The sequence below is a fragment of the Roseibium sp. genome (assembly GCF_965232425.1).
Lineage (GTDB): Bacteria > Pseudomonadota > Alphaproteobacteria > Rhizobiales > Stappiaceae > Roseibium.
The window spans coordinates 521,627-542,705 of record NZ_OZ246971.1 but is presented as its reverse complement, the minus strand read 5'-3'; the positions used below and the strand labels follow the sequence as shown (position 1 = coordinate 542,705).

Here is a 21,079-nt window from a genome sequence, read left to right as displayed (position 1 = left end):
AAATTAGCCCGCACCCTAATGTCGACCGGGAGTTTGGCGAAGGCGCACTGGCACGCGGTTTGTCAGACCGGACGGGCTTTGCGGAATTGCAATCGAAAAATCGAAAACGGGAATTTTCCGTTGCCAAATTCGAAAGCCACGACACTATGCCAAAAAACAGATAATTTTTAAGACATTGAAATATAACAATTAAATTCATGCCAGCTCGTTTGGCACGGAGATTGTTCTTGTAGTTCCCAGAAACAATTCAATGGGAGCAATGACATGAACATATTTGTTGGAAACTTCGAGACGGCACGCGAGATTGACGGTTTTGAGCTGAAGCTCGCGGATGAGAAAAAAGCGATCAGCGTTGTTGGACTGGGCTATGTCGGCGCCGTGTCGCTTGCCTGCCTGAGTGACCTCGGTCACCGCGTTGTCGGCACCGATATCGATAACCAGAAAGTCGACTCCATTTCCTGGGGCGAAAGCCCGATCCACGAAGACCGGCTCGGTGAACTCCTGACCAAAGGTGTTGACGGTGATCTCCTCAGCGCAACCACCGACCTGGAAAGGGCGGTCATGGAGACGGATGTCACATTTGTTTCCGTCGGCACCCCGACCAGCGAAGACGGCGGCTGCGACACCCGGGCCATTGAGGCCGTTGCACGCGGCATCGGCGAAGCCCTGGCGAAAAAGGACGGGTTTCACATTGTCGTCCTGCGTTGTTCAGTTCCTCCCGGAACGACGCTTGACATCATGAAGCCCGTCCTTGAGCGCTACTCCGGCAAGATCGCCGGGCAGGGGTTCGGCATCTGTTTCAATCCGGAGTTTCTGCGTGAAGGTACGGCGATCGCCGATTTCCACGCACCGCCGAAAACCGTGATTGGCGTGTCCGACCCGAGGACGGCTGCCGTGCTCGCGGAGATCTACGCACCGGTCGACGAAAACCCGATCGTCACCACGGTCGAAGTCGCCGAACTGGTGAAATATGTCGACAATGTCTGGCACGCGACCAAGGTTGTCTTCGCCAACGAGGTCGGGCGTCTGTGCAAGCCGATGGGCATCGACAGTCACGCGGTCATGGATATTTTCGTTCAGGACACCAAGCTCAACCTGTCGCCCTACTACCTGAAGCCCGGCTTTGCGTTCGGCGGGTCCTGCCTGCCCAAGGAAGTGCGCGCGGTGACCCATCTTGCCGACAAGCTCGGTGTCTCGACCCCGCTGATGGACGCGCTGACGCCGTCCAACGAGAAGCAGGTCGAGCAGGCGGTCGACCTGGTGCGTGAAACCGGCGCAAAGAAGGTTGCCGTTCTCGGCGTCGCCTTCAAGCCCGGCACGGACGACCTGCGTGAGAGCCCGGCCCTGGAGCTGATCGCGCAATTGCAGGACGAGGGCGCTGAGATCGTCGCTTACGACCCGGCGATCCAGCCCGGTCCGCATATCACCAAGCAGTTCGACTACATGCGTTATGCGGCACCGCATCTGCAGAACGTGGTCGACGGTCTTGCGGACTTCATGCAGGCGACACCGGAAGACGCCGCATGCGATGCCGACGTCATCGTCGTCACCCAGAAACTGCCAGAGCTCCGGAGCGTGCTCAGGTCCAAGAAGGAAGAGGCAACGGTGGTGGATCTAGTCCGCATCTCCGACGAAGCCCGAAACTCTTCTCATTATATCGGCATAGGCTGGTAGACCCCACGCTCCCGTCCGCTCCCTCCCACTTTGCCCCCATCGACACCCCAAGGGAGGGAGCGGACACACTATCCATCACGGGCCGGCCGGGTGTGACGCACACGCCCGGCCGGCCCGTTTTCCTGCCCGAGAGAGTGATTGAGCGATGTGATGATTGGCGAGTTGCATCGACTTTGTATTTAAATCAAAAGTAATTTTATCTGAGGTGAAGTATTTTTTGGCACCTAAAATATTCAATTTTAGATTGATTAGAGGTTGTAATTCAAACTGATTTGATTTCTCGCTCGAAATTGCGAAAAAATATTTGAACAAAAATAGTATTGTTTACAAACATATTTCCAGAATTGCACAACCTATTCCAATCAGTTTTGCAACTTTTGCAAGAAATGCATACTTGACTTTACGTCAAGCTCAGCGGCACCCTTCCTGCGTTTAGTTTTTTTATTTTCTATTTTTCGGAGGCACCATGACCGGCACCCATCACGGCCTGACAAGGCTGGATCAACTCGTCAAGACCTGCATTCACGGTGAAGGCCCTTCCCGCCCTTTCGCCCAGACGTTCGGGCGTCTGTTTCCGGCGAACCCGGTGAAGATCAAGAACATCACCCACAAGGACGTCATCCACGCGCTCGATCATCTGGCATCGGACATGGCCGCGACGGAGAACACCGACGGACCGGCGGATGCCGGCATGACGTTCCTTGGCCAGTTTGTCGATCACGACATCACGCTCGACGCAACGTCTGCCCTTGGGTCGCGCATCGATCCGGCAACGATCGCCAATATCAGGACACCGAGCCTCGATCTGGATTGCGTCTATGGAGCCGGACCCGAGGCGTCTCCGCATCTTTACGGCTCCGGTGATGCCGAGCATTTTCTCGTCTTCGGCCGCAAGGACAACCCGAGAGATCTGGCGCGGACCTGCGCGGGCAAGGCCCTGATCGGGGATCCCCGCAACGACGAGAACATCATCGTTGCGCAGGTTCAGGGCATCTTCATCGAGCTGCACAACCTGCTGATGAGCAAGCACGTTGACAACGGCAGCACCGCAAACGACATCGTCGCCTGTGCGCATCACGGCATGAGCGACGACATCTGGCATGCGCATGTTCATCCCAAGCTGAGCGGGTTCGAAGAAGTACGCCGCTTCATTCGTTTGCATTACCAGTGGGTCGTCTGGAATGAACTGCTTCCGGCCTTCGTCGATCAGGCCTGCCTCGACTGGGCCCTGAGGGAAGAGGCGTTTGGCTGGAACGCGCCCGTGATGCCGGTTGAGTTTTCCGGCGCCTGTTACCGGTTCGGGCATGCGACCACTCAGTTCAAATATGCCTTGCACAAGGGTGGCGACCCCAAGGGCCTGTTTGCGCTGCCGGGCTTCGGCCCGCGCCCCGTGGACGGAAACATCGAACTGGGCATGTATTTCCAGCTGAATGGCGGCCCCGCGTCCCAGAAAGCGCGTCCGGTCGGCCCGAAGATGGGTGCACCGCTTCTGAACCTCCCCTTCGTTCACAACGAGATCGAACTGCCTGATATTGAGGAAACCCTGACCGTCGAACAGGCGAGAAACCTGGCCCTGCGCAACATGATCCGCGATCGCTACACCTACCAGCTTGCGAGCGGTCAGCATGTTGCCGCGCGGCTCGGAACGCCGACGGTGCCGGTACCGGAGCAGCTCGCGGCGAAGGGGTTCACCCGGACACCGCTCTGGTTCTACTCCCTGCAGGAAGCCGAGACGCATGGCGGCGGCAAGCTGACAGGTGCGGGCGGACGGATCGTGGCTTCTGTCTTCGCAAATCTGCTGAAACGCGATTCAACCACGTTCCTGCACATTCCGCACTTCAAGCCCTGGTCCGGTTTCGACGGACAGCCCAGCGTCTTTGCGGGCATGATCGACTACATCGAAGCCAACCGCGCGCACATGAAACATACAGACGCGCTTCAATGCGGCTGAGCTGAGCCGTCAGGTTCGAGTGCTGTCCAGGCCGGCGTCCGCCGGCCTGGATTTTTTACGCGTTTCGGCCTGCGCAGGGCGTCCGGAATGGAGATTCCATGAGATTTCAGGCTCTCCTCAGATAATCCCCACAGAGCCCTCAGGCAATCTTCAAGCGCTCTGATCCCCTCGGTGCGATCAATGCTCCGTCAACATGAACCTGAATGGAGCACAGTGATGAACGCACTCAATCAGCCATCCTTCGAAGGACCGGATCTCAAGGCGGTCAAGCAACGTCAGCAGACCGTCTGGTCGACGGGCGACTACCCGGTCGTCGGCACAACCCTTCAGATCGTCGGCGAAATGCTTGCCGAAGACCTGGACCTTGCACCGGGCGAACGCGTGCTTGATGTCGCGGCCGGAAACGGCAACGCGACGCTGGCGGCCGCCCGCCGTTTCTGCGATGTCGTGTCGACGGACTATGTCGAAGCCTGGCTTCGCGCCGGCATGGAGCGGGCGAAAGCGGAAGGTCTGTCGGTCGCGTTCCGGGAAGCGGATGCGGAGGCCCTGCCTTTTGATGATGCCACGTTCGACGTCGTGACGTCGACCTTCGGCGTCATGTTCACAGCCGATCAGGAAGCGGCCGCGCAATCGATGCTCAGGGTCCTGAGGCCCGGGGGCCGCATCGGCATGGCAAACTGGACACCCGCCGGTTTCATTGGTCAGGTCTTCAAGACGATCGGCCGTCACATGCCACCGCCCGCCGGCGTGCGCTCTCCCCTTGAATGGGCATCGGAAGACCGGCTGACAGAACTTTTCGGGCACGAGGCAGCATCGATCTCGGTCTCGTCGCGCAAATTCGTCTTCCGCTACCGCTCGGCCCGCGACTGGGTCGAAACCTGGCGCGAAATCTACGGCCCGATGAACAAGGCGTTCCAGGCCGTCGGTGAAACCGGTGCAAATGCGCTCGAGGACGATCTGGTTGCGGTTGCCGAGACGGCCTCTGTCGGCGGCGAACGGGCGATGATCGTCCCGGCCGAATACGCGGAAGTCATCATTCAAAAGCGCTGAATGGCGGCATTCCAATTCACCATAGAAGGCGCGGGCAACTTCAGGCCCGCGCGTCTCCCCAAACACAGCCCCCTGGAACGGAGCAATCAAATGACTGGCAGCAAGCAGACGCTTTACGAGAAATACGGTGGCTTTCCGGGCGTACGGCAAGTCGTGACGGAGTTCTATGAACGCGCGCTCGACAATGACGTCGTCGGCCACTTCTTCGAAGACGTCAACATGGCCCGGCTCATCGATCACCAGACCAAGATGATTGCAGGCCTGCTCGGCGGACCGGTCGAGATTTCGGATGCGCGCCTGGCGATGGCGCATGCACATCTGGAAGTCGAACATCACCATTTCGACGAGATCGCGCTGATCCTGAACGAAACCCTCACGGACGCGGGCTTCGAGAAGCAGGACCGGGTGAAGGCAATCGCAGCGGTCGAAGCGCGGCGCTCGGTTATCGTCAGGAGGAGCAAGGCGGCATGAATATCGATACGATCAGCATGCGCATGCTGTCCAATATCGGGGTCGGCGTTGCGCTGGCGGATCCGGAGGATCTGTCAATCCGTTACCGGAACCCGGCATTTGCAGACTGGTTCGATGTCGGCGAAAACGCGACCCTGGACGGTGCATTTGCGAACGTGACACGCGCGGAACTTCTGCAGCGCCTCGCGGAGCAGGAGGCAACCAAGATCGATGTCGCGCTGAAACGCAGGCGCCGGCTCCTGACAATCGAAACGGTCATCCGGCACGCGGAAAGCGACGGCAACAGGATACTCGTTGTCGAGTGTCAGAACATCTCGCGGTTGCGCGAAACCGAAGCCATGATCGACAGCTATGCCCGCATAGCCGAGCGCAAGGCGCGTGAACTGGAACTGGAGAAGAACCGCGTCGAGAAGCTGCTTCTCAATGTCATGCCGCGTTCCGTCTACGAGGAATACACCGCCTTTGGAACGGTCACACCGAAGCTCTACGAACCGGTTTCCGTGCTCATGCTGGATTTCGTCGGCTTCACCCAGATGGCCGCAGCAGCGGACCCGACCGTCACCGTCACGGAGTTGAATGACATCTTCACGGCCTTCGACCGAATTGCCGAAATGCACGGCTGCGAGCGGATCAAGACGATTGGTGACGCCTATCTCGCCGTCGCGGGCCTGCCGACACCTGACCCGGATCATGCCGCCGCCGTTTCCCAGTGCGCGTTCAAGATGATCCGCTATCTGGAAAGACGCAATCAGAGCCATGCGCACAAGTGGCAGGCACGGATCGGCGTTGCGTCAGGTTCGGTCGTCGGATCGGTGGTGGGCGTGCAGAAATACGTCTACGACGTCTTCGGTCCTGCCGTGAACCTGGCGTCCCGGCTGCAGGCCCTGTCCAACCCGATGGAGGTAACAGCCACGGCCGAGTTCTGTGCCGACGGTCCCGAAGGACTTGTGGCAGCCGATCCCAGAACAGTCGATATCAGGGGCTTCGGCGACACGTCCGTTGCAACACTGCGGTCACGCGGCGCGCTCACGCTCGCCGCGTGATGCGCCGCCGGCATTTTCTCCCTATTGGCAGCGGGCGTCATCTAGCGCGTCTTCTTCCGAGACGACCAGTTCAATACACACACCCAGAAAGCTCTTGATCAGACGCAGGTCGTTCTTGTCCTTCGGTATCACGACGCAATCGCGGTAGGTCTCCGGCATCTCCAGAACCGGTATGGCCACGAGGTTCTGCGACGGATAGAGGCTGTTTTCCAGCAGAAGACCCACGCCCAGATTGTGCAGAAGGGCCTCCTTGACCATCGGAAACGTGGTCGTTTTCAATATGCGGGAAAAGGTCAGGCCGTGCTTGCGGATCTTGGCGTTCACCACCCGCTGCGTCAACGATCCGTCGCCGGGAAGCACCAGCGTCTCGTTCTGCAAATCCCTGAGTGACACCACATCGCTGTTCGCCAGCCGATGATCGCACCTCATGTACGCCATGTACCTGGAGCGGCGCAGCTCATGCGTGACGACGGTGGCGCTTTCCGCCGGCTCCGTGATGATCGCCATGTCGACCTGCCGTTCGTTCAGGAGCGACATTGCCGATGTCCAGTCATAGAGCGTGAAGTCGATCTGGACCTGTGGGTAGCGTTTTCCGTATTCGGCAATGATCGGCATCGCGGGGCGCGGAGCGTTCGCGATCAGCTTGATATGTCCATCTGCCAGCGAACTGAAATCGCTGATTTTTTCGTTGACCAGCTGCTCCAGTGTCGTGAGCCGGTCGGAAATGGCGAAGAGTTCCCTGCCTGCCCGGGTCAGCTCCAGCGCACCCCGGCGGCGAATGAACAGCTGGGTCCCCATCACTGTCTCGAGTTTGCCGACATGCTGCGTGACCGAGGACTGGGTGACGCCGAGAACCTTCGCTGCCAGCGAGAAGCTGCCTTCGCGGGCGACATGCGTGAAGGCCTTGATCTGATAGGGGCTTGGCGGGGTGTTCATGACAGTTCCGTGTTACCTGCGCTGCCAAACCTTAGGAGCCATTAGCAACACTAATATTACGTCACACCCGGTTCAATCAGCCTGACTAGGGTCCCCGCGAAACCGGGAGCGATACATGACCGCCATATCCTTGTCGTCGATTGAAAAGAGCTTTGGAACCACGTCGGTTCTGAACGGAATCGATCTCGAGATCGCCGACGGAGAATTCCTGACGCTGGTCGGGCCGTCGGGCTGCGGAAAATCGACCCTTCTGCGCATTCTTGCCGGACTGGAAGCCCCGTCTTCCGGAGAGGTCGTGATCGGCGGCCAGACAGTGAATGGCGTCCGCCCGGCCAGGCGCAACCTGGCAATGGTGTTCCAGTCCTACGCGCTTTACCCGCATCTGACCGTCCTGCAGAACATGATGACGCCGCTGAAGCTGAGGGATCTGTCGCTTGCCGGACGGTTACCACTGCTCGGCCCGGTGCTCGCGCGCGGTCAGTACAGGGCAATCTTGGAACAGGTGCGCGAAACGGCGCAGATCCTGAAGATCGATCACTTGCTGGACCGCAAACCCGGCCAGTTGTCGGGCGGACAGAGACAGAGGGCCGCGCTCGGCCGCGCCATGGTGCGCAAACCGGTGGCGTTCCTGATGGACGAACCTCTGTCCAACCTGGACGCCGCGCTGCGTATTCACATGCGCTCGGAGCTTGCCGAATTGCACCGCTCGTTGAAGACGACATTTGTCTACGTAACCCACGACCAGGCCGAAGCCCTGACCATGTCGGACCGGATGGCAGTCATGATGGATGGCGAAATCCTTCAGCTCGGCGCGCCGCATGCCGTCTACAACGATCCGCAGGACATACGCGTTGCCGAGTTTGTCGGTGCGCCCAAGATCAATCTGTTGCCGGGGTCACTCGATAACAACGGACATGCCCGCTGCGGTGAGATCGTGCTTACCCGCACAGCGACAAGGGGTGTGGTCGGATCGGTCAGTATCGGGCTGCGTCCGGAACACCTGTCCCTGTGCGAAAAGGGAACGCCGGAAGCGCTTTCGGGCCAGGTCGTGCACAAGGAAAACCTGGGTGCCGACATTTACCTGCATGTGTCGGTTCTGAACGGGTCTCAAAGGCTTGTCGTGCGGGTTTCACCGCATGAGGGGCAGGGGGCGTCCTTCGGCCAGACCGTCCATGTCATTCGTGAACACGGCCAGGCGCTCGTCTTCGGCAAGGACGGCAAGAGACTGGACCTGAATAGCGCTGCTACCGGCAATGTCGCCGAGGTGGCGTGATGCAGACCACAAAGGCGCACTGGTGGTTTGTCGGCCCCGCTTTGTTTCTGATGGTTGTCATCCTGCTGATGCCGATTGCCATTGCCGGTGCTCTCAGCTTGACCAATTACAGCCTCGGCAATCCGGGGGCAGAATTCGTCGGCCTGGAGAACTACGAGAAGATCTTCACCCGTTCGACCTACGAGAAGATGTTCGGCGCGACCTTCCGCTATGTCTTCGTCGTCGTGCCGCTGTCCGTCGGTCTCGGCCTCGGAGCAGCCCTCCTGATCAATTCCACCAGGCGCTTCGGCGATCTCTACAAGACGATCTATTTTCTGCCTGTCATGGCGGCCCTGATTGCAATGGCGATCGTCTGGGAGTTCGCTTTTCATCCGACCATCGGCATCGTCAACTCCACGCTTGAGCGTGGTTGCGGTTCGTTTCTGGAAATCTGGTCCTGGTTCGCGAACGGTTGCGAGCGCGGCTTTCCGCTCTGGCTGACCGACCGCGACTACGCGATCTGGACCGTGGCCTTCATCGGCGTGTGGCAGGGTTTCGGCTTCAACATGGTGCTCTATCTTGCCGGGCTGACAAGCGTGCCGCGTGAGCTCTACCACGCGGCCGAGATGGACGGCGCCGAGACCGCCTGGGACCGGTTCCGGCTGGTCACATGGCCGATGCTGGGCCCGACAACCGTCTTCGTCGTCACGATTTCCTTCATCCGCTCCTTCCAGGTCTTCGACACGGTGGAAGCTTTCTACCCGCAGGGAGGAGGGCCGTCGAAATCGGTCTACGTGATGATGTTCGCCATCTACGAAAAGGCGATCCAGCAGAACCTGATGGGCATCGGCGCCGCGATCACCGTGGTGTTCCTGGCCTTCGTCATGTTCCTCACGATTGTCCAGCGCTGGCTCGTTGAAAGAAGGGTGCATTACACATGAGCGAGGCGAGTCTTCCGGCCACGACCCCGGTTTCCCTTCCTGCCTTCCGGTTCTCGGCGGCCGAGACGATCAGGCACGTGGTGCTGATCCTCGGCAGCCTGATCGTGCTGCTGCCGTTTTACGTGATGCTGAGCTACAGCTTCAAAAGCCCGGCGGAGATCATGCAGAACACCGGCGGCTTCTTCGGAACGCAGGAGCTGTTCCGGGACGACTACTGCATCAAGCTCGGCAGGGATGTTGCCGACTGCATGGTGACGCCGGTCATCTACAACTACACCACCGCCTTCGAAAAAGCCCCGCTCGTCCGATACCTCTTCAACGGTGTCGTCGTGACCGCGTCGATCTTCTTCATTCAGGTGCTGGTCGCGTTGCCTTGTGCCTACGCCCTCGCCAAGCTGCGTTTCTGGGGCCGGGAAGCCGTCTTCGGTCTGGTGCTCTTCTGCCTGCTCATTCCCGTGCATGCCATCGCGCTGCCCCTCTACATCATGCTGGCCAAGCTGGGCCTCACCAACACCTATGCCGCGCTTGTCATTCCCTGGACCATCTCGGTCTTCGGCATCTTTCTCATGCGGCAGTTCTTCATGACCGTCCCGGACGATCTGATCGACGCGGCACGCATGGACGGCATGAGTGAGTTTTCGATCATCTGGAACGTGATGCTGCCGACGGCGATCCCCGCGCTGCTGGCCTTCGCGATCTTCTCGGTGGTGGCGCACTGGAACGACTATTTCTGGCCGCGCATCGTCGTCACCGGTGACCGGTCCCTGTTCACGCCGCCGCTCGGTCTTCGCGAATTCAAGGGGGATGCGGACGGCGACAATTTCGGGCCGATGATGGCCACTGCGTCCATCATCGTCGCGCCCCTGATCGTGGCGTTCATGATCGCGCAGCGGCGCTTCATCGAAGGCATCACGCTGTCGGGGATGAAATGACCCGGCCGATATGCGGGACCGCCCTAAGGCGGTCCCATCACCGAAATCCCGCTGAAGGGATCACAAGGGAACGGGCGAGTTTGGCGACCTGCCGTTCCCCCGGCAACAGACGGAGAGTTCCATGAAAAAGACCCTCACCGCAATAGCAATGCTGTTCGCGGCATCCGCCGCACAGGCGGAAGACACGATTACCATCGAGTTCGCTTATCCTTACAGCCACTTGTTCGATGTGACCTATGAAAAGATCCTGCCCAAGTTCAAGGAGCAGCATCCGAACATCGATGTGAAGATCCGGGCGACCTACGAATCCTACGAAGACGGTACCAACACGATCCTGCGCGAGGCTGTCGCCGGCACGCTGCCCGACGTGACCATGCAGGGCCTCAACCGCCAGGCGATCCTGGTCGAAAAGGGCATCGCCAAGTCGCTTGAGCCGTTCATCCTGAAAGAGGAAGATTTTGCCAAGGACGGCTATCACGATGCCATGCTGGCACTCGGCACGTTCAACGACGACATCTACGGTCTGCCGTTCTCCGTCTCGCTTCCGGTTGGCTACTACAACATGGATGTCATGGCCAAAGCCGGCATCACCTCCGCCGATCAGCTTCCGAAAACCTGGGACGAGGTCGTCGAGGTGTGCGGCACGCTGCGCGAAGCCGGCGTGAAGAACCCAATGTTCTGGGGCTGGAACATCACCGGCAACTGGTTCCTGCAGGCGCTGATGTGGTCGCAGGACAAGGCGACCATGGAAGGTAGCGAAATCCAGATTGCCTCGCCGGAAGGCCTGAAGGCTCTTGAGACCATGAAGGGCCTTTTCCGTGGCTGCGACATGCAGAACATCGAATGGAAGGCGGCACTCGCATCCTTCTCCGCCGGCGAAATCGGCATGATGTTCTGGTCGACTTCGGCGCTGGGCGCCGTTGAACGCGCCAAGGGTGACTTTGAACTGAAAACCAACGAGTATCCCGGCCTCGTTGCAAGCGGGCCCATGGGACTTCCGGCCGGTGGCAATTCGGCCATGCTGGTGTCCACCAGCGATGATCCGAAAGTTCTCGACGCCTCCTGGAAATGGCTGAAATTCATCACCTCCGGCGAAGGCGCTGCCGACGTGGCCCGCACGACCGGCTACATGCCGCCGAACAAGGCCGCCAACGAAGTGATCCTTGCCGATTTCTACAAGCAGAACCCGAACAAGGAAACGGCCGTCCGTCAGCTGCCGCTGCTGCGCGACTGGCAGGCCTACCCGGGCGATAACGGCCTGGCGATCACACAGGTGATCTATGACGGCATCGAGGGCATCGTCACCGGTGAATTCGAGGACATGGGCGAACTGCAGGAAGAACTGACCGAGGAAGTTCAGGACCTGCTGCCGTCCAACTGATCCCGCTTCTTTCCAATAACGGCTGCTGCCCGCGTTTGCGGGCAGCAGGTCAATCAGAACAAGAACCGGAGGAAGACGTGAAACTTCTTCAACTGACCGACATTCACCTGACCACGCCCGGTGATACCATCGGCGGACGCGAACCGAACGACAATTTCAAGAAAGCGCTCGATCATGCGATCACCCATCATCCGGATGCGGATGCGCTTGTCATCACCGGCGACCTGTCCGACTGGGGCGACCGTTCCGACTACCTGCGGCTCAAGGACCTGATCGCCACCTCGCCGGTCCCGGTTTCCCTGTGCATCGGCAATCATGACGAACGCGACGTGTTCGCCTCCGTCTTTCCCGAACGGGTCGATGAAAACGGCTTTGTTCAGTCGGTGCTGGATCTTCCTGGCGGCCGCGCTCTCCTACTCGACACGTGGGGCCCGAATTCGCATGCCGGATACTACTGCGACGAGCGTCTGCGTTGGCTCGACGCCGAATTGGCCGCTGCACCGGGGCCTGTGTTTCTGTTCATGCATCACAATCCCGTTCCGACGGGGATCGCGCCGATGGACAAGATCATGCTGCTGGATGCCGGGGCATTCGGAGACGTGGTCAGGAAACACAAATCCAGGATCCGTCATATCTTCCACGGGCATTGCCATCTGCCGCTTTGCGGGTCCTTCCACGGGTTGCCTTTCAGTGCGCCGCGCGGAACCAACCACGCCGGCTGGCCCGACTTCGGCAATGGCGGCAATCTGAGTGCGTCCGACCTTCACGAGAGCTATGCCGTCATTCTGGCCGACGACACCTCTGTGATGGTGCATATGGTGGAATACGGCTATCGGGGTGAAATCCGCCGTGAGGGCTCACCCGACTATGCCGACTGGAACCGGCTGACCATGGTGCGGTAAAAGGGCGTGTTCCGTTTGCAGCGTCAGCCGGGACGGAAACCCTCGGGATGTCACAGTCTCTTGCCCAAACTGTCACAATAAGTGGCGCATTTGGGAGTAAAAGGCCTCTTTCCTGAACCAGAACGGCACGATCCCGCATGCCTCGGGGTCGTCTGCCATGCCGGAGTGAGCCATGACCTTTGCCGACAAGACCCTGCCGACCGGAAGCGAACTGACGGTTCTCAAGAACGCCAGGATCGTTCTCGCTGACGAAGTTGTTCAGGGGCACGTGGCGATCTCGGATGGGCAGATTGTTGCCATCGACACCGGAGTTACCCCGCAGGCCGGTCACGATCTGGACGGCGAGTATCTGATCCCCGGTCTGCTCGACATCCACACCGATCATTTCGAGAAACATGTCTATCCGCGCGCGCATGTGAAATGGGACCCGCTGCGCGCGGCCCTTGCCCACGACGCGCAGATCATCGGCAGCGGCATCACCACGGTGTTCGACAGCCTGTGTGTCGGCGCGACAGTCACGAAGCCGGAACGGCGTGAAGTCCTCGGCCCCATGGTGGATGCCATCGAGGCGGCCCAAGCGGCAGGGATCTTTCGTGCCGAGCATCTCGTGCATCTTCGCTGCGAGATCACGGATGCAGAGACGGCGCGCCTGACGGAAGAAAACATCGCCAAGCCGATCGTGCGCATGGTGTCCGTGATGGAGCATTTGCCGGGGCGCCGTCAGAGCAAGGACATCGAGGCCTATATGCAGCGGCGCATGGCCGATACGGGTGAAACGCGCGCCGAAGCGGATAAGTCGGTGAGGGGCCTTTTGGATTTCTCCGACGACATCAGCGCGAAGGTGCGTCCTGCGGTTGTCGCCCTGGCCCGCGAACGCGGCCTGCCCCTCCTGAGCCACGACGATACCGAATTGCATCACGTCGACGAAGCGCTTGCCGAAGGCGTCACGGTTTCGGAGTTCCCGTGCACGCTCGCAGCAGCACGCAAGGCGAAGAGCCACGGCATGTCGGTTGTCGGCGGTGCACCCAATGTGCTGCGTGGCGGCTCGCAATCCGGCAACGTCGCCGTCAGGGACCTGATGGCGGAAGGGCTCGTCGATATCCTGGCGTCCGACTATGTGCCCCGCTCCATGTTGGACGCTGCTTTCATGATCGCCTCCGATGAGGACTTCAGCGAGGATCTGCCAGCGGCGATCCGCACGGTGACCAAGACACCGGCCGTGGTGTCCGGACTAACGGACAGGGGAGAGATCGCTGTCGGCAAACGTGCGGACCTTCTGCATGTCGGCGTTCATGCCGGTCATCCTGTTGTCAGACAGGCCTGGCTGAAGGCGCAGCGCGTTCTGTAACGGACGCGCGGTTTGCCGATCTGGCCCTTGTCTCCCGTCGTCAGGTCCTGCCTTTTTCATCACTGCCGATCAGCCGCCGCCGCAGATATCCTGACAGGGCATCGATCAGATAAACCGTGAAGATGATCAGGAAGATGATCGACCAGGCTTCAGGCCACCGGTAGGCGCTGATCCGGTCAGCCAGCAGAAAGCCGATGCCACCGGCCCCGACGATGCCGAGGATCGTGCCTGAACGTGTATTGGATTCAAAGTTGTAGAGAATGACCGAAAGGATCACGGGAAGTGCCTGCGGCAGGACAGCGAAGCGGATTGTCTGCGCGGTGCCGCCGCCGGAGGCCTTGACCCCGTCGACCGGCTTCTTCGAGGTGTTCTCGAGCGCTTCGGAAAACAGTTTGGAAAAGGTGCCGATTTCCGAAACGGCAATGGCCAGGATCCCGGCCAGCGGCCCGAGGCCGAAGGCGCGGATGAAGATCAGCGCGAGAATGATCTGCTCGACGGCCCGCAGGGCGTCAAAACCGCGGCGGGCACTCAGCCGCAGCCAGGATATCGGCATGATGTTTTTCGCGCCAAGGAATGAAAGCGGAAAGGCGACAACGGCCCCGAGAAGGGTTCCCATGAACGCCATCGCGACCGTTTCGCCAAGTCCTTTGAAGACCTCGCGCCATTCCTCCCAGGTCTCCCAGACATGAGGGGGAAACATGAAGGAAAGCACGGTTCCGAAACGCGTGATGCCGTCCAGGATGCGGCCTGGCGCAAACCCGAAGTCCCACAGGCACCAGGCCGTCAGCAGCACAAAGGCCGCCCATCCTGCCAGACGGACCACTTTCGATTTCAGGGGTCTGCGGAACGCTCCTGGGACTAGGTCCCGGGCCTCGGCGAGCTTACTGGATGATCTGTCCATCTTCAAACTCCCTTGCCCGTCAGCCCGATGATCCGGTGCCGGACCTTTTCGCTGATCATGTCGATCAGGATCACCGTCACGAAGATGATGATGAAGAGCGCGGACAGGTCCGTGTATTCCTGAAGCGACATGGCGACCCGGATCTCCTGGCCGAGCCCGCCCGCACCGACGAACCCGATGATCGATGACGAGCGAACGTTGATCTCGAACCGAAGCAGCGTGTAGCTGATGACATTTGGAACAACCTGCGGGACGATCCCGTAGCGGACCTGATCGAACCAGGAGCCGCCCGACGCCCTGATGCCCTCAACCGCACGCATGTCGGCATTCTCGTTGGCCTCGGAGTAGAGTTTCCCGAGAGCCCCGGTGGAGTGAAGGCCGATTGCGAGAACACCGGCGAGGGGACCGACGCCAAAGCAGAAAACGAAGATCAGTGCCCAGACGAGTTCCGGCACCGTGCGGACGATCTCCAGGTAGCGGCGCGTCAGATTGAGAACAAGAGCATTGGGCGCCAGGTTCCTGGAGGCCGGAAAGCTGAGCAGGAACGCACCGACAACGCCCATGAGCGTTGCCAGATAGGCAATCAGGATTGTTTCGATCAGGAGTTCGAGCCAGACCTTCCAGCGCCAGAACCAATTGGCGATATCCGCTCCGAGCGTTTCCCAGCGCAGAACTGGAAGGGTCTTGTAGAGGTATTCCCCGAGCCGGGGCAGGCCCGCCCAGATTTTCCACATCGAGACCCTGTCGCCGTTCGCAAGAGTGACATCGGTCATGTCGAAAAAGCCGCCGATCCACGCGGCAAAGAAAAAGCAGATGCCGAACAGCGTGGTCGAGACGAGGTTGACGCGAAGCGCCGCCTTGCGCGCTGCGGTGTAGTCGATTTCGAACTGATCGATCGCCGGGGAATGGACTGTCATGGACGGGGCCTGTCGGACTGGAAGAAAAGAGAGGTGCAAGCGCACCTCTCCAGGTTTTGGCGGTTAGCCGCGGCGCTGTTTCTTCAGCCAGTCACGCATGTCGACAATCCACTGGTACCGGTCGTGGTCGACCTCGATCCAGCCTTGTTGCGTGGAGTCTTCGCCGCCTGTCATTTCGATGAAGGCAAGCGTGTCGTTTTCCGGAATGTCCATGACCGCCTTGCGCATGTCCTGGATCAGGCCTTCGGGAAGGTTGGCGCGGGCCGCCAGCGGGCCGGAGGTGATCTCGGGCGACTTCCAGATCATGCAGATCTCGCCTTCCTTGATCATGCCCTTCGTGACCATGCGCTGCGGAATGCCGTTGGTCTCATTGGTGATGTAGGTCGCTGCCGCGTCGTACTGCTTGTTTGCGACGCCCAGGACACCGGTCTCGTGTGCACCGGAAAACGGGGTTGCGCCGAAATAGGTCTTCGGGTCGTAGCCCTGTTTGTTCAGGTTGAAATAGGGGACCGCGTAGCCGGACGTGGAATCGGGATCTGCGAACGCGAGCGTCTTGCCCTTCAGGTCGTCAAGCGACGCCAGGCCGCTGTCGCAACGGACCGCGATAACGGAGAAGTAGCCGGTGGAGCCGTCCTTTTGCAGGCGCGAGACGAGTGGCACGACACCGCCATTCGTTTCCGTGTAGGCCGCCGCATAGGAAGACGATCCGAAGAAGGCGAACTCGATCTGGTCGGCGGCGATCGCCTGGATCACGCCGTCATATGAACCGGCCGTGAAGATCTCGACCTCTACGCCCAGCTGGTTCTCCAGGTATTTCTCGAACGGGGTATAGCGCGCGATCCGGTCTTTCTCGTTTTCACCGGAAAGAATGCCGAATTTGATGGTCTTGTATTGATCTTTCCAGCTCTCTGCCAGGGCCGGCGAGGTGGCAAGAACGACAGCTGAAACCGCTGCTGCGAAAATAGCCTTCATCGTAGTCTCCATGTTCGCCGCACGGGACGGCGGTTAGTGCGCGGACGCGGCCGCAAGAGAGGCGCATGCCTGGAAGCTGCACGCGCGGTTCACGCCCCGACAGCCTGTTTCGGTTGTCGCGGCGAAGCCGGGTGAAGAGAAGTGGAGGTGACGGCTTCATTGATGTCGTCCCCGAGACCGTCCGTGCCGTAGATGGCGCGCACCTTGTCGGTGGTCAGGTCGGCAGGCGCGCCGTCGAAATGCACCTGTCCGGCCTTCATCGCGACGATGCGGTCGCAATAGGTGCGGGCCGTATCCAGCGTGTGGAGATTGACAAGAACCGTCAGGCCGTCGTCCCTGTTGATTTGCCTAAGAGCCTCCATGACGCGGCTTGCATTTGCCGGGTCAAGCGAGGCGATCGGTTCGTCCGCAAGCATGATGCGCGGGTTCTGAACCAGGGCCTTGGCGATCGCGACGCGCTGCTGCTGACCGCCGGACAGCGTACCCGCACGCTGAAGCGCCTGCGGCACGAGGTCGAGCCGGTCGAGGGCGTGAATGGCAAGGGCTCTGTCTTCATCGGTAAAGGACTTGAGCATCGAGCGCGCGAACCCTGTATGGGCGATCCGCCCGACCATGACGTTGGTCAGCACATCCATGCGTTCGACAAGATTGAACTGTTGAAAAATCATCGCGCAGGAGGCCCGCCAGAGCCGCAGCTCCCGGCCTTTCAGGGCGGTGACGTTCTGGCCGTCGTTGATGATCGTGCCTTGGCTGGGATCCGCGAGGCGGTTGACCATGCGAAGCAACGTGGATTTGCCGGCACCGGACCGGCCGATCACGCCGACCATCTGCCCCCTGGGGATCGCCAGTGAAACACTGTCGACCGCAACCAAGTCCCCGAATACTTTGGATAATTGTTCAATGACCAGCATGGCGCCCTCCGCGAAACGTGGACGCACCTAGCAGAAATCTGCGGTTTGCAGATGTCTATACGATTATACTTTTATGATTTTTTGTGACGGAGTTGCAGAATCTATTTGCCGGGAAATAAATAAGTATAAGAATCCAAAAATGAAGATGAAATAAATCTCAAAATCAGCACGCTGATGATAAGTGATATAAAAGTAAATTTCGTAAATTTTACATATTTGTTTCACATTCGACGCCCGCGGCCTCGCTAGGCTCGCCTCGCTTCGCCGGTAATGTCTCGGCTTCTTGGGGAGTTCCTAAAATGCGTTTCTTGAAATCCGCCGCGCTTGCGGCTGCTGCGCTCGCGCTTTCACTTTCATCCACCCTGGCTGACACGTACAGACTGGCCGTTACGGATGTGGAGGGACTGGAGCGCCTGCAACTTGAATGGGGGCCGTTCAAGGAGGCTCTTGAGAATGCGACGGACCACACGTTCGAGTTTTTCCCGGTTACCAGCCGCACGGCAGCTGCAGAAGCGCTGCGCGCCAAAAAGGTCGACTTCGTTGTCACCGGACCGGCCGAATACATCGTCATCAACAAGCTGACCGACGCGACACCGCTGATCGGCCTTGGCCGGCCCGATTACTTCTGCGCAATCGTGGTCCGCGCCGACAGCGGCATCACCCGCCCGGCCGACTTGAAAGGCAAGAAGGTCGCTTTCGGTGACATCGGGTCCACGTCCAACATGCTTTGTCCGATGCAGCTCATGGCCGACTACGGCGTTGATCCGGTCAAGGACGTCAACAAGCTGCACACCTCCCGCAACATTGCGCATGAGGCGTTGAAAAAGGGCGATATCGACGGCATGGGCACCAACCACAATTCATGGACAAGGGTCCGCAACAAGGACGAGAGCGTGCCCAACGGTTTCTTCCGCGTGATCGCGCGGTCCGGTGACCTGCCGAACGACATGCTCATGGTGGCCTCGCATGTCGACGCGGCGGCGGCTGACGGAGTCCGCACGGCGATCCTGGAGAACAAGGACGCCATCATCACTGCAATCCTGCAGCATGAGGAAAACGACAAGTATGGCGGTATGGATCTGGTCGCCATCGAAGACGGTGCCTACGACCTCGTCCGGTCCATGTACACCACTGCCGGTTTCCCTCAATTCGACAAGTTCATCGGTGAATGATGGCACAAGCCCAGCATCAGATCGTCGGCGCACCTGCGCCGGCGGCATTCCCTGCAGCTTTTGAAGAAAGCAGCCGCTGTGACCTGTCGGTCCGTGGTCTGTGCAAGTCGTTCGGCAAGGACAAGGACGTTCTGCGCGGTGTTTCGTTCTCGGTGCGCAACCGGGAGGCTGTCGCCCTGATCGGCTCCAATGGCGCGGGAAAGTCGACGGCGCTCCGCTGCGCCCTGCGCCTGATTGAACCGGAACAAGGGGCGGTGCACCTGTTTGATGCGGATGTCACGTCCGTGCGCCTGAGCAGATTGCGCAAGATCCGCGCAAAGGTCGGCTTCGTCTTTCAAAAGCACAATCTCGTGCCGCGTGTCTCGGCGCTGACCAACGTGATCCACGGCAGTCTGGGCCGGTCCGGCGGGATCCGCGGATGGTCGCAGCTGTTCGCACCAGCCGAACTCCGCGAAAAGGCAATGGACTGTCTGGAACGTGTCGGCCTTGCGGACGCGGCCCTGCAGCGCGCGGACCAGTTGTCCGGCGGCCAGTCGCAGCGTGTCGCCATCGCAAGGGCACTGATGCAGGAACCCAAGATGGTGGTTGCGGACGAGCCCGTCGCGAGCCTCGATCCCGTCGCGGGACACGAGGTCATGGAACTGTTTCACCAGCTCACGCGCGAACAGGGCATCACCTTGCTGTTCACCTCGCACAATGTCGAACAGGCATTGAGCTACTCCGACCGGGTGCTTGCGATCAGGCGCGGTGAAATCGTCCTTGACGAGGCAAGCAACTCGCTTTCACCAACCGACCTGGGCCGGCACTATGGCTGATATCGAGGTCAAGAGAGGGCGCCTGCTGCCGGGCCGGTTCGAGCGTCCGGGCGCTTTGCAGTTCACGGTCTATGTGGCGCTCGCAGCCTTCGTCATCTGGTCGTTTCAGGGGGCAGGCTTTTCATTCTCTGCCCTTTTGTCCGGTGGTCCGGCCATGGCCGACTTCCTGTCGCGCGCCTGGCCGCCATCCATGGAACGGTTGCCGCAGCTGTCGCTTGCCCTGCTGGAAACCTTCCAGATGGCGCTTGCCGGAACCATCATCGGGATCATCATCAGCCTGCCGCTCGCGGTTCTCGCCGCCAGGGGCTTGGCGCGGCAGACGATTGTTTCCCGGTTCTTCTACACCTCGTCGCGCCTGCTGATCGCGCTGTTCCGAACGGTTCCCGATCTCGTCTGGGCACTGGTTTTTGTCATTACGGTCGGGCTCGGACCCTTCGCCGGAACACTTGCCATCGCCGTTGACACGATCGGCTTCTGCGGGCGCTTCTTTGCAGAATCCATGGAAGATGTCGAGAAAGGTCCCAGCGAGGCGCTGACGGCTGCCGGAGCCGGCAAGGTCGACACGATCTTCTGCGCGGTCGTTCCCGCCGCGATGCCGTCTTTCATCACGACATCCCTCTTCGCCCTTGAAAAGGCAACACGCTCCTCGGTCGTTCTCGGCCTCGTCGGGGCAGGGGGGATCGGGATCGAACTCAAGGTCGCGATGGATTTCTTCGATTACCAACTCGCCATGACGATCGTCTTGATGATTTTTGTCCTGGTGCTTTTTGTCGAACGTCTGGGCAGCATCGCCCGCAACAAGATACTGGAAGGATCGCCCCGATGAGCGTCACGGAACCGATGGAAAAAACCGACACCGCCCACCTAGCCTGGGACAAGCGCTGGCAGACCGAAGAGGGGCGCGCCGACTGGCTGAAGCCCGCCGAGGATGTCTCCGCCCTGATCGGAAAGCTCGCCCGGAAAGGTCCCGTCAAGGCTCTCGACCTCGGCTGCGGCGTCGGCCGTCACGCACTGGCCTTTGCAAGGGCCGGTTTCGACACGCATGCCATGGATCTGTCCAATGCCGGTCTTCAGGAGCTTCAGGAAAGTGCCCGCGCAGAGGACCTCAAGATTGCGACACATCTTGCGTCGATGACCGAACTGCCGTTCGAGGACGACTTTTTCGACTATGTCCTGTCTTTCAATGTCATCTATCACGGCGACCCGGAGATCGTCCGCACGTGCGTGTCTGAAATCGCGCGCGTTCTGAAACCGGGCGGGCTCTTTCAGGGCACGATGCTGTCCAAGCGGAATGCCAATTTCGGCATCGGCACCGAAGTCGCACCCGACACCTGGGTACGCGAAGGCGACGATGACAAGGACCACCCTCACTACTATTGCAGCGCGCGTGAACTCGTTGACCTGTTCGGCCGGTTCGAGCTCAGCTACCTGGAAGACAAGGTGCACAGCAAACCAGGGTCGTGGCACTGGCATCTGATCGCCGAACTGAACGGATAGCGGTCCGGCCTTC

Annotated in this window: 20 protein-coding genes; 15 read left to right on the top strand and 5 right to left on the bottom strand. The window is 59.9% G+C overall.

The genetic code is table 11. The annotated features are described in order from the left end of the window. The first annotated feature begins 264 nt into the window (after nt 1-264). The 5 genes from ACO08A_RS02580 to ACO08A_RS02560 all read left to right on the top strand — a co-directional run bounded on the left by ACO08A_RS02580 (nt 265) and on the right by ACO08A_RS02560 (nt 6,189). Complete coding sequence (locus tag ACO08A_RS02580) at nt 265-1,674, top strand: UDP-glucose dehydrogenase family protein (RefSeq protein WP_422039693.1); 1,410 nt, start codon at nt 265-267, stop codon at nt 1,672-1,674. A gap of 466 nt (nt 1,675-2,140) precedes the next feature. After that, entirely contained in the window at nt 2,141-3,625 is a 1,485-nt protein-coding gene (locus tag ACO08A_RS02575; RefSeq protein ID WP_422039692.1) for a peroxidase family protein, read from the top strand. 216 nt (nt 3,626-3,841) lie between these two features. Beyond that, the gene (locus ACO08A_RS02570; RefSeq protein WP_422039691.1) at nt 3,842-4,675 is read left to right on the top strand and encodes a class I SAM-dependent methyltransferase; all 834 of its coding nucleotides are present in this window, start codon (nt 3,842-3,844) and stop codon (nt 4,673-4,675) included. 90 nt (nt 4,676-4,765) lie between these two features. Then, nucleotides 4,766-5,146, top strand: coding sequence for a group I truncated hemoglobin (locus ACO08A_RS02565; protein WP_421981916.1), 381 nt, complete (start codon nt 4,766-4,768; stop codon nt 5,144-5,146). After that, nucleotides 5,143-6,189 carry an adenylate/guanylate cyclase domain-containing protein gene (locus ACO08A_RS02560; RefSeq protein ID WP_422039690.1) on the top strand — a complete coding sequence of 349 codons (1,047 nt, stop codon included), beginning with the start codon at nt 5,143-5,145 and terminating at the stop codon, nt 6,187-6,189. Before ACO08A_RS02565 ends, ACO08A_RS02560 begins: the two co-directional genes overlap by 4 nt. 21 nt (nt 6,190-6,210) lie before the next feature. Here the strand turns inward: ACO08A_RS02560 and ACO08A_RS02555 are convergent, their stop codons facing one another. Next, nucleotides 6,211-7,125: a LysR family transcriptional regulator gene (locus tag ACO08A_RS02555; protein ID WP_422039689.1), complete on the bottom strand. Its 915-nt coding sequence runs from the start codon at nt 7,123-7,125 to the stop codon at nt 6,211-6,213. 115 nt (nt 7,126-7,240) lie between these two features. Between ACO08A_RS02555 and ACO08A_RS02550 the strand changes: the two genes are divergently transcribed. The 6 genes from ACO08A_RS02550 (at nt 7,241) to ACO08A_RS02525 (ending at nt 13,881) form a co-directional block, all read left to right on the top strand. Continuing rightward, the gene (locus ACO08A_RS02550) at nt 7,241-8,398 is read left to right on the top strand and encodes an ABC transporter ATP-binding protein (protein ID WP_422039688.1); all 1,158 of its coding nucleotides are present in this window, start codon (nt 7,241-7,243) and stop codon (nt 8,396-8,398) included. After that, nucleotides 8,398-9,318 carry a carbohydrate ABC transporter permease gene (locus ACO08A_RS02545; protein WP_422039687.1) on the top strand — a complete coding sequence of 307 codons (921 nt, stop codon included), beginning with the start codon at nt 8,398-8,400 and terminating at the stop codon, nt 9,316-9,318. Before ACO08A_RS02550 ends, ACO08A_RS02545 begins: the two co-directional genes overlap by 1 nt. Then, a complete protein-coding gene (locus ACO08A_RS02540; RefSeq protein WP_422039686.1) occupies nt 9,315-10,250 on the top strand; it encodes a carbohydrate ABC transporter permease in 936 nt (311 codons plus the stop codon). The genes ACO08A_RS02545 and ACO08A_RS02540 overlap by 4 nt, the downstream gene beginning before the upstream one ends. A 121-nt stretch (nt 10,251-10,371) precedes the next feature. Beyond that, complete coding sequence (locus tag ACO08A_RS02535) at nt 10,372-11,631, top strand: extracellular solute-binding protein (RefSeq protein ID WP_422039685.1); 1,260 nt, start codon at nt 10,372-10,374, stop codon at nt 11,629-11,631. A 77-nt stretch (nt 11,632-11,708) separates the two neighbouring features. Further along, nucleotides 11,709-12,533 (top strand): phosphodiesterase, encoded by an 825-nt coding sequence (locus ACO08A_RS02530; RefSeq protein WP_422039684.1) that lies wholly within the window; start codon nt 11,709-11,711, stop codon nt 12,531-12,533. A 172-nt stretch (nt 12,534-12,705) separates the two neighbouring features. Continuing rightward, nucleotides 12,706-13,881, top strand: a complete 1,176-nt coding sequence (locus ACO08A_RS02525) for an alpha-D-ribose 1-methylphosphonate 5-triphosphate diphosphatase (RefSeq protein ID WP_422039683.1) — start codon at nt 12,706-12,708, stop codon at nt 13,879-13,881. Between the two features lie 40 nt (nt 13,882-13,921). Here the strand turns inward: ACO08A_RS02525 and phnE (ACO08A_RS02520) are convergent, their stop codons facing one another. The 4 genes from phnE (ACO08A_RS02520) to phnC (ACO08A_RS02505) all read right to left on the bottom strand — a co-directional run bounded on the left by phnE (ACO08A_RS02520) (nt 13,922) and on the right by phnC (ACO08A_RS02505) (nt 17,582). Next, complete coding sequence (phnE, locus tag ACO08A_RS02520; RefSeq protein WP_422039682.1) at nt 13,922-14,782, bottom strand: phosphonate ABC transporter, permease protein PhnE; 861 nt, start codon at nt 14,780-14,782, stop codon at nt 13,922-13,924. A 2-nt stretch (nt 14,783-14,784) separates the two neighbouring features. Further along, complete coding sequence (gene phnE / locus ACO08A_RS02515; protein ID WP_422039681.1) at nt 14,785-15,699, bottom strand: phosphonate ABC transporter, permease protein PhnE; 915 nt, start codon at nt 15,697-15,699, stop codon at nt 14,785-14,787. 63 nt (nt 15,700-15,762) lie between these two features. Further along, nucleotides 15,763-16,671, bottom strand: coding sequence for a phosphonate ABC transporter substrate-binding protein (phnD, locus tag ACO08A_RS02510; protein ID WP_422039680.1), 909 nt, complete (start codon nt 16,669-16,671; stop codon nt 15,763-15,765). An 89-nt stretch (nt 16,672-16,760) separates the two neighbouring features. Then, nucleotides 16,761-17,582 (bottom strand): phosphonate ABC transporter ATP-binding protein, encoded by an 822-nt coding sequence (gene phnC, locus ACO08A_RS02505; RefSeq protein WP_422039679.1) that lies wholly within the window; start codon nt 17,580-17,582, stop codon nt 16,761-16,763. A 299-nt stretch (nt 17,583-17,881) separates the two neighbouring features. Here phnC (ACO08A_RS02505) and ACO08A_RS02500 point away from each other — a divergent pair, with 299 nt between their 5' ends. Genes ACO08A_RS02500 through ACO08A_RS02485 form a run of 4 tightly spaced genes read left to right on the top strand, consistent with a single transcriptional unit; the run spans nt 17,882 to nt 21,066 of the window. Beyond that, nucleotides 17,882-18,754, top strand: a complete 873-nt coding sequence (locus ACO08A_RS02500; protein WP_422039678.1) for a phosphate/phosphite/phosphonate ABC transporter substrate-binding protein — start codon at nt 17,882-17,884, stop codon at nt 18,752-18,754. After that, nucleotides 18,751-19,569, top strand: coding sequence for a phosphonate ABC transporter ATP-binding protein (gene phnC / locus ACO08A_RS02495; protein ID WP_422039677.1), 819 nt, complete (start codon nt 18,751-18,753; stop codon nt 19,567-19,569). Before ACO08A_RS02500 ends, phnC (ACO08A_RS02495) begins: the two co-directional genes overlap by 4 nt. Then, complete coding sequence (gene phnE, locus ACO08A_RS02490; protein WP_422039676.1) at nt 19,562-20,395, top strand: phosphonate ABC transporter, permease protein PhnE; 834 nt, start codon at nt 19,562-19,564, stop codon at nt 20,393-20,395. Before phnC (ACO08A_RS02495) ends, phnE (ACO08A_RS02490) begins: the two co-directional genes overlap by 8 nt. Next, a complete protein-coding gene (locus ACO08A_RS02485; protein ID WP_422039675.1) occupies nt 20,392-21,066 on the top strand; it encodes a class I SAM-dependent methyltransferase in 675 nt (224 codons plus the stop codon). The genes phnE (ACO08A_RS02490) and ACO08A_RS02485 overlap by 4 nt, the downstream gene beginning before the upstream one ends. Nucleotides 21,067-21,079: the final 13 nt, after the last annotated feature.